The following is a 16,053-nucleotide window of genomic DNA, read 5'->3' as shown; positions in this document are numbered from 1 at the left end:
CAGCGGATTGTCCAGATCAACGACCAGTGCCTCAAGCTCCTCAACCGCACAAAGGACGATCTGATCGGGCTGACTATGGAAGAAGCAGCACTCCCCGTCGTCTCCACACGGGAGGTGCTCGCCATTATCGAGGGGCTCGAGAAGGAGCAGGTCATTACGGATCTCCGCTACCAGAGCAGAGGGAAAGATCTTTTCTTCCGAATGCAGGCAATCCCCACGACCTTCGAGGACGGGGAGAAGGGGTGCACCCTTGTCCTTGAGGACGTCACCGAGCGGAAACGCTATATCCGGGACATGGAGTTTCTCGCCCGGACGGCGATGGAACTGGTCGATCTGCCGCCTAAGGCGGATATCTACCAGTATATCACCGAAAAAATCGCCGAACTCGTCCCGAATCCGCGGTGTTATGTGATGTCGTACGACGAGGTCAAAATGAAATTCTTCATGCAGGCGATATTCTCCCGTCGCTTTCGAGACGGGGTGAAAGAATGTGTGGGAAGAGACGCCGTTGGCATGGAGTTCCCGTTCCACGAGTTCGTGTTCAGCGATCCGTTCTTCGAGTCCCCATCATCACTCCGTGCCATGAGAGAGTTGCATTTCCGTCCCTACATGGAGGATGAAGTGGTCTCGTTTTATGATTATTGCATGCACCGGTTCTCCAGAGAGGCCTGCGATGAGATCGTGCGGAGGTTCAGGATTGGAAAACTGTACATGATCGGGCTGGTCTGGAAGGAGCAGCTCTTCGGCTTTGCGGGAATATTTCTCTCGCCGGACGAAGTGCTTGAGGACCAGCAGGCGATCGAATCGTTCCTCCGGCAGGCCTCCATCGCCATCGCCCGGCGGCAGACCGAAGATCGGCTCCGCCGGAACGAACACCGGTTCAAGGAAGTGATGGATCTCTCCCCCTATGCCGCCGCCTTCATCGATCCCGACGGCAGCTACCTCTATCTCAATCACCAGTTCTCTGCAATCTTCGGGTATACCCTGGAAGATATTCCCACCAGCAGAGAGTGGTTCCAAAAGGCGTTTCCCGACGAGGCCGCCCGCCGCGAAGCAATCGCCACCTGGCAGTCGGACCGTGAGCAGGCCGGCCGGGGCCAACCCCGCTCACGTACCTTTTCGGTCCGGTGCAAGAACGGCAAGGAGAAGGTGATCCTCTTCAACCCTGTAGAGCTCTGCGACGGGACCCAGTATGTCACCTATGAGGACGTCACCGAGGAGCGCCGGACCTACCAGTTACTTGTCGAGGAGATTGCTGAGCTGCGCCGGCAGCTTGCTTCCTCAAAGGAATGATAAAACTATGTGAAGCAGAAGCGTTCAGCGGCTCCGGTTCGTAAAAATAGATTATATAACCGGGCAACAGGCCCGATTGTCAAAGGGGGTGGACAGAAATGCCTGTCGGGAAAGAACCGGAACAAAATGATATAGGGGCCCTTGTTGAGGCCCTGCTGGGCAAGGGAACGTACGGCAGCCTGGAGGCAGCGAGGGCGCTCGGAAAGATCGGAGCCCCGGCCGTCGACCCGCTGGTGCGGACGCTCGCCGACACGGGGACGAACGCCCGGTGGCGGGTTGCCATAGCGCTCGCCAGAGTGGGGGCGCCTGCCGTCGAGGCCCTGATCGACGTTGTGAATACACAGGAGGATTCGGCACGTCATCCCGCCGTCTGGGCTCTTGCCGAGATCGGCGATCAGCGTGCAGTGGGGCCCCTGATCGCCGCCCTGAAGACCGGAAGGACCGAGTGCTGCCGGGCTCTCTCCGCGGCTGCGCTTTTAAAACTCGGCCATCCCGATGGAGTGGCCGCAGTCGAGGATGAGTTCCTGTCGGGGGACGAGTTCTTCCGGGACGTTGTGTACGAAGCGCAGGAAGGTCCCTAATCTCTATTTTTACACAGCAGCACGTACTCGATACCAATGCCGGCTCACGGATGTCGTGATGCCGGCGGCGGTATATTCGGAGGGAGCATACGGCGGGGATTATGTTCCTGCATTGCGGTGAAGAGAGCCTTTACCGGGATACGGACGCTTCCCGCCTAGAGCAGGTCGGAGAGCCTGCGTGCTCCCGCGGAACAGGTCTCTTCGAGATGGCACCGCTCGCAGGGGGCATTCCGGGGTTTTCGCGGCACATCGCCGTTTTCTATGCGGTGGGCGGCCGCCAATGCCCGGAGTGCCGCCCTGCGGTCGCGGGGCTGCGGGATGCAGAGACGGGCGGCACCCGACGGGACATACTCCACCACTCCGCCATTTGGGCGTATCCCGAGCGTTTCCTCCATGCAGACGCAAAAACAGGCGATACGAATCCGGTCGGAGGTATAGATGCCGGCCGCCGGGGCTTCACTCGATCGCACGATGGCAAAATACGGCTCTTCGTCAAAGATTCTGTCTATCGTGCCGCGAATGCCCAGTTCTTCGGAAGCGACGGGAACGTCATGTTCGGCAGCGGTGCGCCAGTTCCGCTGGCCGCATGCTTCCACCCACGCGGCGCATTCTGCTTCCATGGCGGGATCGATGCCGGGCGAGACCGCGAGGACCTCCCTCCAGAGGGCTTTTGGATCGAGGGGCTGCCCGAGCGCGTAGGAGATCTGCTTCGCGACCGTATAGCGTTCCGATTCCGCAGAATCAGTTCCTCGTTCGAGATAATACCGTACCGGGCACCGGTGGCAGGCCACCACGCCCGAGATGCTCACTGATGCCATCGCTTGGTTTGCTCCCTGCCGTGTTTTCGCACGTAAAAAAGGCTTATTGTGCGGAAGAGTAAATAAGATACTCTTATGACAAAACGGGAAATTTCGGTCAATCTCCCCCAGAATCTCGACCCGGTGTACAGCAACCGCATCCAGGTCGCCTACAAGGACGATGAGTTTTCGTTCATCTTCATGCACGAAATGGCCGGCACCAACCAGGCCCGGGCGAAAGCCGTCGTCTCCATCAGCCCCAAGCACGCGAAAAACTTCGCCGAAATCCTCACCAAAAGCGTCCGCGACTACGAGGCGAAGTTCGGCGAGATCAAGGCCCCGTCGGCGGAAAAAACCGACGACGAAAACGTCACCATCCGCGGGTACGTCTGATAGCAACACTTTTTTCCATGTACTGTCCGGCAACTTTTAATTAGAAGAACGACAGCAACTCCCCTGATGCTCTCGCATGTCCGCCGGTACCGCGAGATTGCGGGAATCATGGTAACCTATGGTTTCGGGGCGCTTGTCGAAGGGATTCTTCCGGGAACCCTACGGGGCCGGCTTTCTGGAAAACCTTCCGATTCGGAATCGCTCTACCGCCGTATCCGTCTCGCTCTGGAAGAACTCGGGCCGACGTTCGTCAAGTTCGGCCAGCTGATGAGCACGCGAAGGGAGCTTTTTCCCCCCGGTCTCATCGATGAACTGATAAAACTGACCGATGAAGTTGCCCCGCTTCCCTTTGAGGCGGTGCGTCCCGTCATCGAGGAGTGCTGCGGGCCGATCGGTGAAACGTTTGCATCGTTTGACAAGGTCCCGTTCGCCGCCGCGTCGCTTGCGCAGGTACACCGGGCGACGCTCCCGGACGGCACGGCTGTTGCCGTCAAGGTGCAACGGCCGGGGATCGAGGAGATCATCGAGACCGATATCGCCATTCTTGGGAACCTCGCCCGCCGTGTCGATGAAATCTACCCCGATCTCCGGATCTTCAATCCGCAGGGAATGGTGCGTGAATTTTCCACACAGATCCGCAAAGAACTCGATTTTATCCGCGAGGGAAACAACACCGAACGGCTGGCTGCCAGTATGGCGGATATACCCGGCATCAGGGTCCCCCGCGTCTTCCGGGATATGTCGTGCCGCCGGGTCCTCACCATGGAATACATCAGCGGTGTGCGGATCGATGACATCGCCGGTATCCGTGGATTCGGGATTGCCACCGGGGATCTTTCCGAGCTCGTGCTGCAGGCCTACCTCACCCAGATATTCGAAGACGGGTTCTTCCATGCTGATCCTCATAGAGGCAACCTCCTGGTCACTCCTGAACACGAACTGGTCTTCATCGACTGCGGGATGGTGGGGGTGCTCAGGCCCGAACGCAGGAAAATCTTCGTCAATCTCCTGCTTGGCATGGTTGAGGAGGACGTGGACCGGATCATGGAGGCGTACGCCGCATTCGGCATCGAGATACGCGACGAGGATCTCGAATCCTTCAAGGACGAAACCTATGATATCATTCACGGATACCGCACGTACGAGGCCGGACAGCTTGATTTCCGTGAAATGCTGGTCCAGATTCCTGATGTTATGCGCCGTTATCACCTGCAGGTGCCTCTTGCAATGATGCAGGTTCTCAAGGTGATGATGATCGTCCTTGATAATACCGTCCTTCTTGATCCCGCGTTCAACTTCCCGGCGCGGGTCGGCCCGTATCTTTCGGATATCGTTGCCGAACGCTATTTTTCAACCGGAAAAGTACGAAAAGCGGGCCGGACCATCCTCGAAAGTGCGGAGCAGGCTATGGAAATCCCTGCAACGCTCAACACGGCCTTCAAAAAAATTTCAAAGGGGCATTTCAAGGTTGATTTTGCAGGAGACGACGTGATGCAACTTGGAAAGTCAATATCTCATGCATCATATGTCACGCTCATCGGCATGATCATCGCATCGCTGGTCATCGGCTCGTCGCTCGTTGTTCTTTCAACGGAAGCGCCGCTGGGGGCGGGAACCTGCGGGATTATCAGGCTTCTCACGCTTCTAGGGTATGCCGCTGCGGTTTTTATCGGCATTGTGACGCTGGCATTGGTTCTCCGGAGTCGGCAGCGTCTGCCGTGACAGATACCCTTTTATGGTAGCAGGGGTTTTCTCTCGATGATCAAGGAGGTGACATAGGTGAAGGTTGCAGTTATCGGCACCGGGTTTGGAGGTCTATCCGCAGCGGCTCTGCTCGCAGACAAAGGCTTTGATGTAACGGTTTTTGAGAAGAACGAGCAGCCCGGCGGCAGGGCCAGCGTATACCGTGAAAACGGTTATGCCTTCGACATGGGTCCGTCATGGTACCTGATGCCCGACGTCTATGAACGGTGTTTTGCAGAATTCGGGAAAAAACCAGCCGATTTCTTTGAATTGAAGAGGCTTGATCCCGCCTACCGCATCTATTTCGGGAAGGAACCCATGATCGATGTCCCTGCTGATCTTGACCGGACTTTTATCCTTTTCGACGATCTCGAAGAGAGGGGTTCGGAGAAGCTTAAGGCGTACCTCGCATCCGCAAAAGAGAAGTACGACCTGACCATCAATGAAATGCTGTATCGCGATTACCGCTCCATTTTTGATCTCATCAACGGAAAACTGCTGCTCCAGGGGGCACGGCTCCACATCCTTGAAAATCTCGAGGAATTCGTCAATAAATCCTTTTCAAGCGAGGAGGCAAGGAGAATTGTCGAATACTCGATAGGATTTCTGGGCGGATCCCCGAAGAATACGCCTGCCTTCTACCACATCATGTCGCATATCGATCTGACCCTCGGAGTCTGGTATCCCGCGGGCGGGATCCGGACGGTGGCAGACGCCATTTACCGGCTTGCCGGATCTTTAGGGGCCCAATTCAGGTTCAACGAACCGGTTGAGAAGATAAGGATCGACAACGGCAGGGCAACGGGTGTGATCACCGCACAAGGGACCTATAATGCGGATATCGTCGTCGTGAACGCCGATTACGCGCATGCCGAGCTTGAACTTCTTGAGGATCGATTCCGGACTTACGACCGGAACTACTGGGAATCCCGGGTTCTCGCGCCGTCCGCGTTTGTCGCGTACCTTGGACTGAACCGGAAGATTGCGGGACTGCGACACCACACGCTGTTTCTCGATGCCGACTGGGATGCCGGGTTTGAAAAGATATTCGATCCTGCCAAAGCCGCATGGCCCGAGCACCCCTCGTATTACGTTAACGTGCCGTCCCAGACCGATCCGACGGCTGCACCTGAGGGCTGCGACACCCTGTTCCTGCTTGTTGCGCTGGCTCCCGGGCTTGAGGATACGTCCGAGCGACGGGAACGTTTTTTCAACCAGGTCATGGACGATCTCGAGAGCAAACTCGGGGAACCGGTACGCGACGCCATTGTCGTGAAGCGCATCTTTGCGCTCAATGATTTCCGGGATCGCTACAACGCCTACCACGGCACGGCACTGGGTCTCTCGCACACCCTCTTTCAGACGGCGCTCTGGCGACCCGCCCACCGGAGCGCAAAAGTGGAAAATCTCTACTATACCGGCCACTATACCCACCCCGGCATCGGAGTCCCCATGACCCTGATATCCTCGACCATCGTCGCCCGCGAACTTGCAGAAGCGTACAGCCATTAGGGGAGGATGCTCGATGGTCAGCCGCACGCACTACAGGATATTTCGAAAGGGGAGCACGACATACTTCCACAGCACGCTCTTCTTTCCGCGGCATATCCGGGAGGATGTCTTTGTGCTGTACAGTTTTGTCCGAAAGGCTGACGATTTCGTTGATGCCATTCCCCAGCAGCGTGATGCATTTAACCGGTTCTGTTCAGATTATCGCAATGCGCTCGCCGGCACCGCAGCGGATGATATTGTCATCGACTCCTTTGTTTCTCTGATGGAGCGCAAACACTTCGATCCGGTCTGGGTCGATGCGTTCCTTGCATCCATGGCCGCCGATATCACGACGACAAGCTATGAAACCCTTGACGACCTGATGATCTATCTCTATGGATCCGCAGAGGTGATTGGGCTGATGATGGCACGGATCATGGATCTGCCGCCTGCGTCCTCCAGCGCCGCCCGCCACCTGGGCAGGGCGATGCAGTACATCAATTTCATCAGGGATATCGCCGAGGATCTCGAGCTCAGGAGAGTGTATTTTCCCCAGGAAGAGATACGGGCATGCGGCCTTCGCGGCCTTTGTCACGACGATGCGCGGGAACAGCCGGAAGCGTTTTCCCGTTTCATCAGACACCAGATCGAACGCTACAGCCTCTGGCAGCGGGAGGGAGAGAGGGGTTTTCCTCTTCTGCCGCTCTCCTGCCGTATCCCGGTGAAAACGGCTTCGGATATGTATGCCTGGACGGCGCGTCGTATCGCCGAGAATCCGTTTATCGTCTACGATCATGCGGTGAAACCAGCGTCCGCCTGCATCATAAAAACCGTCCTGTCCAACGGATCTGCAGCCTGCATGGCTGGCCTGCGTTCCCGGCTCGGCCGCATCGTTCCCGGGGCGGGACATGAGTAATATCCTGACTGCCGCCCTGCACCTGGCGTTGTCGGTTTCCCGGTTTCGTTTCTGGATCTACACCGGCGGGACCTACGTCGTTGGGTATGCGCTGGGCATGAATGACTGGACGGCATTCTTGCGCCCCGAATACACCCTTTTTCTCGTATATTTCTTTTTTCCGGCAAATGTCTTCCTGTATGGGATTAATGATTTCTGGGATGGAGAGACGGACCGGCATAATCCAAAAAAACAGGGTCGGGAGCACCTGCTGTCGGAGGACGAACGCAAGCTCCTGATTGCGGTTCTGGTTGTCGCAGTTGTGCCGGTCCCGTGTCTCTTCTTTTGTGTGCCACTCCCGCTGCAGCTGGCACTGCTGGGATTCCTCGCTCTTGCCTACGGGTACAGTGCACCGCCATTTCGCTTCAAGGAAATCCCTGTCCTTGATTTCTCGTCCAATGTGCTGTACATCATGCCCGGTATATTCGGGTATCTGCTGGCATCGGGAACATTACCTCCGATAGAACTGGTTAGCGTGGGTTTTCTCCATATTGCGGCCATGCACCTCTTCTCCGCGATCCCCGACATCGGCTGCGATCGCGAAGCCGGTATCCGCACGACCGCCGTCGTCCTCGGGAAATCATTGTCGCTCGCCCTCTGCTGTCTGTTCTGGGGGTGCATGGCGGTTATCATCATCAGGCTCTCGGGGATGCACCCGGCGGCGTTTATCTCCCTTGGCTACTCAGCGATACCGTTGCTGCTGCTTGTTTCAGGGCTTTCAATCGAGCGCCTGTACTGGTTCCTGCCGTACTTCAACACCTGCTGCGGCGGTCTCGTATTTCTGCTTGCAACGGCTGCAAAGGCGGCCGGCCCCCTGTTCTGAGGCGAGAAGTATATTGCATGGCGGCGTTCATTCCACCATATGAAGCGCCCGGTCCGGAGCGGGGTTGGTGCCGCAGCGGTGGTGGTTTTCCTGACAGGTCTGCTCTTTGTACGTTTTTCAGAAGCATCATATGTTGCTGGTGTTTCTGCCTTTCTTGTGGTCCTGTTCGCCCTTCCTTCCTATGCAGGCTATGGCGCATGGCTCGGCCCGAAAAGAGCCGTTTCTCTGGTATGCCTCCTGAGTGTTCTTCCCCTTCTCGTTGAGGCATTTGCAGTGGCGACCGGTTTTCCGTACGGCATCTTTTCTTACGGCGACGTGCTCGGGTGGAAGATATTCGGCCTCGTTCCCTGGACCGTCGCCTTCGCGTATCCCCCGCTGCCGCTCGGGGCTGTTGCCCTCGCACGTCATCTGGCAGGTAATGATCCCCGAAAACTCATCCCCGCGGCCACGGGACTGCTGGTAGCAGCGGATCTGGTCATCGATCCTGCGGCGGTACATGCCGGGTTCTGGACATGGGAAGCGTACGGCTGGTATTACGGAATCCCGCCGGTGAACTTCGCAGGATGGATCCTGACGGGCGCTCTTTACATCACTATCATCTGGTGGTTTGTGAAAACGCCTTCGGAAAAAAGCTGTCCCGATCCCGTTGCCGGGGCGAGCAGTCTGCTGCTGATCCTCGCCTTCTGGACCGGCTATCTCCTTCGCGAGGGCCTTTTTTTCCCGGCCGCCATCGGTGTGATCCTCATGCTGGGCTCCGCTGCGATTGCGCACTCAGCCGGTGCCGAAATGAGGCGTTAACTTTATGTGTGCACGATCCGTAGGTGGTTGCATGCGAGCTGCCATTATCTATCATAGCGAGAGCGGGCGGACCCGGGCTGTTGCCGAAGCAACCGCCGCCCGGTGCGGTGCTGATTGCATCAGGGTATACCCCCGGCCCGCCTATACGGCGCTGACCCGTTTTCTCTTCGGGCCGCGGCGGGCAGTTTTCGGCCACCACGATCGCATTACTCCGGCACCGATCGATGTATCGGCATACGATACCATTGTTATCGGCTCGCCGGTCTGGGCGGGCCATCCGACGCCCCCCGTCGTTTCAGCGATCGAAAGCCTGCAGGGCTGCCGTGGCAAAGAGGCGGTGCTTTTTATAACCTGCTGCGTCACGCCGGGGGTCGCCCTCGAGCGAATGTCAGCGATGATCGAAGGCATGGGGATGACGGTGCGGGGCGGCATGGTATTTCCCGGAAGAAGCATCCGTGATCCGATCCAGCTTGATGCGCTTGCGGCGCTTGTCGCTCAGAAATCGGGGGAAATAGAGCCGGAAGTCCAGACATCCCACGGCCCGTCCGGGGTTGAAGAGGGATGAGGTGTGGGGGAAAAGTCGCCACCTTTATAATTTTTCAGCGCACATAAAGATGAAGGCAAGCGATTCTAATGCTCGCTATGTGCCGTTGTGGCTTAGAGGTATAGCGGCTGATTCGTAATCAGCAGGTCGGGGGTTCAAATCCCTCCAACGGCTTGTTTACGGGCTGTATGCAGTCTTTTTTTTGAATTAAAAAGCATTGTCAGTGATTTCTCCAAGACGCTGTATTGAGAAAACGATGGAGAGATTTACTTTCGTTGCCGTCTATTGACCAGTTTCCGGGATCCAGCCTCAAGACAGCCGAAGTAAACAGCAAAGTAATTGGGACCCGGTGAAAATTAATGAGCCCCTGCCGAAACCAGCCCCCGTTTATTGAAAAATCGGGGGGATCAGGAAGCTTGGCCCTGCGGCTCTTTCTTCCAGATCTGGCACCCGTAGAACGGGTTCGCGGTCCCGAGATAGAGCGTGCCGGTTTCCGGATCGGTCACAAAGGAACGGGCGCCGTAGTTCCATTCATCCCCAAGGCCATCCTGCGTGACGGGGTGCCAGTGCTCTCCGCTCGTGGTCCAGTACAGGTCAAAGCCCAGCGGGGTGGGGGTCTGGATTTGCAGTCCCATGAGCGATCCGATGAACGTGCTTCCCGTGCCGATATCGAATGTCCCCACGTAGAGCCTGTTGTCCTGGATCCCGAAGCGCCAGATGTACTTGTTGTACGGGTTTCCAAATCCGTTCTGCTCCTCGATAACATCAGGGTCCGTGATCGACTTGTGCGGCATCATGCGCTCCCACCGGTCGGACTGATCGAACCTGAAGATCTGCATGCCGTTCGCCCCGCCCATGGTGATGTCCGAGGGATTGGGCTCTGCGATGCCGGTCAGGAGCTTGAAGGCCGCGCCATCCATGGTGCCGACATAGACCCGGTCCTTGAAGACGACGGGGACCGCACCCCCGTTCTGCCACCTGCCCATGCCGGCAGGATATCGTGCGCCAAGCGATTCGTCCCCCACGATGAGCTCCCATGCGGGCTCATCCCCATCGAAGGTGAGCTTGCCGCACCAGAATCCCTGCTCCTCCCCGTAGGGGATGAGGAACACATAGAGCGCACCGTGGTAGCTCACCATGTCGAGTACCTCGGCCCCATAAGGGGCGACCCATTCGTCAGGAACAGGTATCGTTGTAATTGGTTCACTGAGCGGATCAGCGGAGCACCAGAGTGCGGGGGTGGCATAGGCATTACTACTTGCCATATCATCCGTGGCCCAGAAGAGCCGCCCATCGTGCGCTTCGATAGCCCGGATGGAGATATACCGGGAGTAAGACGGCGGAGTAATAAAGACCTGAGTGAGCGTGCCGTCCTTCTCGATGGCCAGGAGCCGGGCGGATACTCCGAGGCTCCCCACGTAGAGGGCCGGCTCCTCTCCCTCGGCGGTAAACGTCTTCATCATGCGGTACCCGCCATCAAGGGCCATCATCTCAGCAACCTGGGGAGGCCGGTAAAATTCCTCCCATTCCTCTGTATCGAGATCCATCCGGTAGATTCCAGGGCGCATATCGGTTGGATACGGAACTTCCGGCGGCCAGTCTGACAGCATTCCCCCCATCACCATCTGCTGGAGCATGAAGGCGAATATATTCCGGTTCGTCCCCACCCAGAGAGACCCGTCGAAGACCTCCATAGACCATGCATAGGAATTCTGCGGGTCGCCTACAATCCCGCTTTCAGATATCTTCTCCCAGCCGGTCCCGGTCGGATTGATCCGGGCATCTGCTTTCCCTGTTCCTTTCGCTGCAGCCGAGGCAGTGCTAACGACCAGAAGGCAGAGAAGGAATATAATCATGAACTGTAAGTATCGAAATCTCATACTCTCGTTCCTCCTGCAATGAGACGGAATGGTCAATCTCCATGGAGATTTGAACCGACCCCAACCTCTCGATCACATGGTTCCTCTATTCGGAGGATATCCTGACTATAACTCAAAGTAATATAAAATCTCTCTCAATAATTCAATTGCTCATGACGAACGCCTATTTTTCTCATCAGGGACACCTGCATTTAGGAAAGTCCTTCCTTCCTCCCATAAAAGAACTATTTTTTTTGGCTCCGCGCCGATATCTCAAAAGGAGATTCATGGGCCCCGGGAAGGTCTGCATCTGCATCCCGGGCCGCTCGAAGCGGCTGCCCATCAACACCTGCCATGGGGTGCTCCGGGGGATCGGATACCGCCCCGATACCATCGTGCTAATCCACGAGGAGCCCTGCGGGCCCGGGTACGAGAAGGAGCGGAGGGATTTCTCCGTCCTGATCGGGTTCCTGATCGGCCCTCTTTTGTCTGAATCCCAGACGTGCCCCGCTTCTCTGCTGAATGAGGAAGCGGGATGCTGCACCGCCCAGGTGCCGCTGGCAGCATTATCCCGCTTTCCGGAACCCCCCCTTCACCACTCTGCATGCTCGGCGATATGCATCACCGTGTCGGCCGCCGTCTTAAGCATCATGAACAGCACCAGGCCGAAACCGCTCAGGAAGAGGAAACTGAAGACGACGGCGATGTGCATGGGAATTATCCGGGCGTAGGGGATGGCGACGACCCGGCCGAGGCTCTGCTGCCGTTCGGCGTCCCGGCGGTAGTTGAGGGCGAACGAGAGGGCGTGGTTGAGAAAGAAGAGGAGTGCGCCGGAGAAGACGAGATTCAGGGCTTCCGGGCCCAGCGGGACTGCCATCCACAGAAAAACAAGGTACACGAAGTGAAAGAATCCGTAGTGAACGGCAAAGAAACCGGCGAGGCGCCGCTGGGTCTTTCGTGTCGGCTCCACCGGCGCATTGTTCACCCGTATGTCGTCGGTCGTGAAGTGCCTCAGACTGAGGATCCTGAAAAACTGGAAAAAGCCGATGATCACGCTCTGGCACCAGTAAATCCAGATGACGGTTCCGATATCCCACTGCTGGTACAGGGCAAGCACCAGCACCCCGATGTTGGTCGCGATCAGGGCAGCGGTGGAGGAGTCCATGCCGGAGACGATCCACGAACGGCTCCCGTTCTCCGGACGATCGCTGTCCGGAGGGGGCCCGCTGAGTGCGGCCATGTCGAAGGGTGGGCGGTGGAACGTAAAAAGACTACAGTATCATTATCGGCCCGTAAAGGCTCGAAACGCATTCTGCGTGTAGTGCGACCCGCCGTGCAGGTAATCCGGGCCGCTCTCACCCTCATGTGAAGAAGCGGGAGAACCCCCGGATTTGCTTCCTGCAACACACTCTGAAAAAACGCTTAAAGCCCTCACTTTCGGCTTATTCCCGTAAATATTCCTTTTTTCCGGTTATAAAAACCAATCCCCGCTTTTATTATATATCCCGAACACCACTCCTGTTTTGGGGGGGGCAGAAATATGGCACATGTACTGTTGCGTGCAGCAAGCGTCTACTTCGTAGTCATGCTGGTGATCATGGCGCCGGCGGCGGGCTGGAACACCCCCGGCGCCGACTATTCCCGGAGCGACTGCTGTTTCGCATCGCATAGCTGGGACGATAAACCCTGTTCGTCGTGCACTTTTACCGCAAAAGTCGACGCGGCGTGGGACTGGCAGATGAAGGAGTGGCGGAGCTATGATAATCCCGACGCCCATGTGTACCTGCTGCAGAACGGGATCCGGATCCTGCAGGAGAAGGGCTATGATAACTGGGCCGCGTACCTGGCGGATGAGAACAACTTCCAGGCCCTAGCGGACGGCGCGACATGGGCTGACGCCTATAAGGGACGCTGGTGGGTCAATGTCTACGTCACCGCCCTGCTGGGTACCATAGAAATACCGGTGTACAAAACCGATCCCACCTGTGCGGCAGGATGGGACCATTACTATAACAGTTTCCTGACCGATCCGCTGGGCAAGGGGCTGGAGTGCCTGGACGTCTCGGTCATCACCCAGTACTTTCTGGATGCGTTCGCCCCCATTCTCTCTGCAGGCGTGATCAACGGGTCTCTGACCGCTCTGCAATTCCTGCCCACCGTGGGCTTCGTCTTCCAGGGAATCAAGGTGCTTCAGGATGTGGGCATGCTGGGAGTCAGGATCATCATCAGCCCGGCAATCCGGGAATCTTACCCCTCTGCGGGTAAACTTTCCCAGGAGCACTTCGATTCGGCGGTGAATGCCTACACCGCAACCTATGATATGACGCACCGCTACTGGGAGCACCGTTCGGCGCAGTACGACAGCCTTTTTCAGGCGGGGTGGGCGGCGCACCTTGCCCAGGATGTCTGCGTCATCTATCACCAGCGGGATGTCTGGGATACCTTTGAGTACTACCATGCCGCCTTCGAGGATCAGGCAACCAGCCTCGGAGACCCGGATACCTATCCTGCCTATCATGTCCACGCCAAGGACTGGACGGTGGCTGCAAACTACGACTCCCTGACAGTGGCCCAGATCTGCCGGGAGGGGGCACTGGCGACCAGCAATCCCCAGCTCTGGGAGAAGGCGAAAAGCGATGATCCCATGGTGCGGGACGTTGCCCTGCGGCAGGGGCTGAAAGTGGCAGATCAAGTCACTGCGGCCCTGCTGGCCAAGTACCTGACCAATCTGGGCATTCCCAAGTACGTGCCCACGTTCAAGGGTGCCGTCTACGACGCCACCACCGGAAAACCGGTGGAAGGGGCGTATGTCTTCTACCGGGAGAAGCTCGGTTATACCGGCGATCCGGATGCGGCGGGTGGCATTCAGACCTTCATCGACCAGCAGCGGCCCTGGGACTATACCACCACCGATCTCAAGGGCACCTTTGCCCTCACCCTGCAGGAGGGGCGGACCTACCTTATACGGGCTGAGTTCCCGGGCTACAGCTATGCCGGCTACATCGATGTTTCCACCCAGGAACCGATGGGCCAGACGATCACCCCGAAGACGGTGGAGTTCACCCAGGCCTATGCGGGAGGGGCCCTTTCCGATATCAGCTATTTTGTCTACCTCTCCCCGGTGGGCAGCGGCGGTCTCCTTCAGGCGATGTTTGCATCACCGTCCCCGCTGTTCTACAGCTATGCCGGACCGGACCCCGCACTCCCCCTCAGCACTGCGATATCCCCTGCATTGCGCCGCGATCTGGCGGATGCGGTCATGGCCGTCCGTGCCGATACCACAGTCCTGGCCTCCAAGGCATCGGGCGCCGCTTACCCCCTGCAGATCCCCGCTGAGACCTACATCGAGATCGAGGTGGCAAACCTGCTCAACGTAGGTACCGCAAAGACCCTGCAGTCGCCTCAGCAGATTGAAACCGCCCTCGCAGCGACGGGAACCACATGGGCGACGTACCACGACATCGTCCGGAATCCGGCCGCTTTCCAGGCGTTCAATCCCGTTCTCTCGCCCGATGTGCCGGCCACCGTGAGTCCCGGGCAAGTGCAGCCCCCGGATACCGCCACGGAGACCATCCGCTGGCAGTTCAGCGTCAGCCCGGATTTCGCCATCTCCTCGGAGACCCTCAGGCTTGATCCCCTCGCCGATAAAACGCAGGCGTCGGTGGACACCGGATATTCTCCCGCGGCCATCGCTGCTCTGATCCAGACCGCACCCCGCGAGCAGGTGATGCTTTCCGACGGCAACGTCACCGACGTCCCGGTGCTCTCCTACTCCTTCGGCGGTGGGAACATGGTCCATGGGGAAGGCCAGCCCCTTTCGGAGTACCACCTGGGCCGGGTGCCGGCCGCAAACGCAAAGATCAAAGTGACCCTGGTGTCGGAGCCGGGCTGCATCGGACCGGATTTTACTGTGATTCCCGCCACAACCGCCCAGATCCAGTATGACGGGGGGACCAAGCCGACGAGCCTTGCCGGGCAGAACAAAATGCAGCAGGCGTTTGCTACCCCGGCCCCGGTAAGTCAGAGTACCGATAGCACTATCGAGGTGCTCACCCTGCTCACCAATGCCGAGGGGGTTGCGGCGCTCACCCTGAAAAGCGGCAGCCAGGCAGGAAAGATCAAGCTCTTTGTCGAGATCATCGAAAACCCCGGTGCGACCGGCATCAAACCCCATCAGGTGGTGGAGGTTGTGGTGCACCCCCCCATCATGCAGGTGGATGCGGCGCCGGTCATCGTGCCCCCGTCGCTGGGGGTGGTGGCCCCGCGGCAGCCCCTTGTGGCCACCTATCTGGCGAGCTATAACGGCGAGGATGTCACCGTCGTCGACACCGGCATGGGCCTGCAGGTCACGGAGGCCGGGGACGGCACTCTCGTGATGAGCATGGTAGAGACCGGCCCGGCCACGGTGGCTTCCACATCCATGGCCGTGGAGGCGGCGGCCCCCGAGACCTCATCCCCCTTCGGCTGGCTCTCGGGGATCATCGATGGCATCCTCGCTATCCCCGGTCAGATCACGGGCATATTCAGCAGCGGTGAGAAGCAGGGTAGCGGGCCTGCCGACGGCACTCCCTGCGACGATGGCAACGCCTGCACGGTTGAGGACGTATATGATGGAGGGGCCTGCAGGGGCGGGCCCTTCCTTAACTGCGACGACGGCAATCCCACTACCGAGGACTGGTGCGATCCTGCTGTCGGCTGCCGGCACGAGGATATGAGTGGGGGGGCTCCTGCCGACAGAATGCCCTGCGACGACGGCAACGCCTGCACGGTCAACGA

The 16,053-nt window shown here is 58.1% G+C and carries 12 protein-coding genes, 1 tRNA gene and 1 pseudogene; 11 read left to right on the top strand and 3 right to left on the bottom strand.

What is annotated here, in order from left to right; all coding sequences use genetic code 11:
• Positions 1 to 1,293 (top strand): histidine kinase (locus APR53_04900; GenBank protein KQC03628.1); only part of this gene is annotated, 1,293 nt, incomplete at its 5' end.
• A gap of 98 nt (positions 1,294 to 1,391) precedes the next feature.
• Complete coding sequence (locus tag APR53_04895) at positions 1,392 to 1,874, top strand: hypothetical protein (protein KQC03627.1); 483 nt, start codon at positions 1,392 to 1,394, stop codon at positions 1,872 to 1,874.
• A gap of 155 nt (positions 1,875 to 2,029) precedes the next feature.
• Here the strand turns inward: APR53_04895 and APR53_04890 are convergent, their stop codons facing one another.
• A complete protein-coding gene (locus tag APR53_04890; GenBank protein KQC03626.1) occupies positions 2,030 to 2,692 on the bottom strand; it encodes a hypothetical protein in 663 nt (220 codons plus the stop codon).
• 75 nt (positions 2,693 to 2,767) lie between these two features.
• On the opposite strand from APR53_04890, the gene APR53_04885 reads away from it, so the two are divergent.
• The 8 genes and pseudogenes from APR53_04885 to APR53_04850 all read left to right on the top strand — a co-directional run bounded on the left by APR53_04885 (position 2,768) and on the right by APR53_04850 (position 9,592).
• Complete coding sequence (locus APR53_04885; GenBank protein ID KQC03625.1) at positions 2,768 to 3,064, top strand: hypothetical protein; 297 nt, start codon at positions 2,768 to 2,770, stop codon at positions 3,062 to 3,064.
• A gap of 66 nt (positions 3,065 to 3,130) precedes the next feature.
• Complete coding sequence (locus APR53_04880) at positions 3,131 to 4,786, top strand: hypothetical protein (protein KQC03624.1); 1,656 nt, start codon at positions 3,131 to 3,133, stop codon at positions 4,784 to 4,786.
• Between the two features lie 57 nt (positions 4,787 to 4,843).
• On the top strand, positions 4,844 to 6,319 hold the full coding sequence (locus tag APR53_04875) for a phytoene dehydrogenase (GenBank protein KQC03623.1): 1,476 nt from the start codon (positions 4,844 to 4,846) through the stop codon (positions 6,317 to 6,319).
• 13 nt (positions 6,320 to 6,332) lie between these two features.
• A pseudogene (locus APR53_04870) lies at positions 6,333 to 7,136 on the top strand.
• Between the two features lie 70 nt (positions 7,137 to 7,206).
• Positions 7,207 to 8,076: a prenyltransferase gene (locus APR53_04865; GenBank protein KQC03622.1), complete on the top strand. Its 870-nt coding sequence runs from the start codon at positions 7,207 to 7,209 to the stop codon at positions 8,074 to 8,076.
• 39 nt (positions 8,077 to 8,115) lie between these two features.
• Entirely contained in the window at positions 8,116 to 8,874 is a 759-nt protein-coding gene (locus APR53_04860) for a hypothetical protein (GenBank protein KQC03621.1), read from the top strand.
• Between the two features lie 31 nt (positions 8,875 to 8,905).
• Positions 8,906 to 9,439 (top strand): hypothetical protein, encoded by a 534-nt coding sequence (locus tag APR53_04855; GenBank protein ID KQC03620.1) that lies wholly within the window; start codon positions 8,906 to 8,908, stop codon positions 9,437 to 9,439.
• 81 nt (positions 9,440 to 9,520) lie between these two features.
• Positions 9,521 to 9,592: transfer RNA gene (locus APR53_04850), tRNA-Thr, on the top strand.
• Positions 9,593 to 9,825: 233 nt separating this feature from the next.
• Here the strand turns inward: APR53_04850 and APR53_04845 are convergent.
• Both APR53_04845 and APR53_04840 read right to left on the bottom strand, forming a co-directional pair.
• The gene (locus tag APR53_04845; GenBank protein ID KQC03619.1) at positions 9,826 to 11,274 is read right to left on the bottom strand and encodes a hypothetical protein; all 1,449 of its coding nucleotides are present in this window, start codon (positions 11,272 to 11,274) and stop codon (positions 9,826 to 9,828) included.
• Positions 11,275 to 11,869: 595 nt separating this feature from the next.
• Entirely contained in the window at positions 11,870 to 12,517 is a 648-nt protein-coding gene (locus APR53_04840; protein KQC03618.1) for a hypothetical protein, read from the bottom strand.
• Between the two features lie 345 nt (positions 12,518 to 12,862).
• On the opposite strand from APR53_04840, the gene APR53_04835 reads away from it, so the two are divergent.
• On the top strand, positions 12,863 to 16,053 hold a 3,191-nt coding region (locus APR53_04835), incomplete at its 3' end, for a hypothetical protein (protein ID KQC03617.1).

Origin of the sequence: Methanoculleus sp. SDB, assembly GCA_001412355.1 — an archaeon.
Taxonomy (GTDB): Archaea; Halobacteriota; Methanomicrobia; order Methanomicrobiales; family Methanomicrobiaceae; genus LKUD01.
This window is presented reverse-complemented; position numbering and strand designations above follow the sequence as displayed.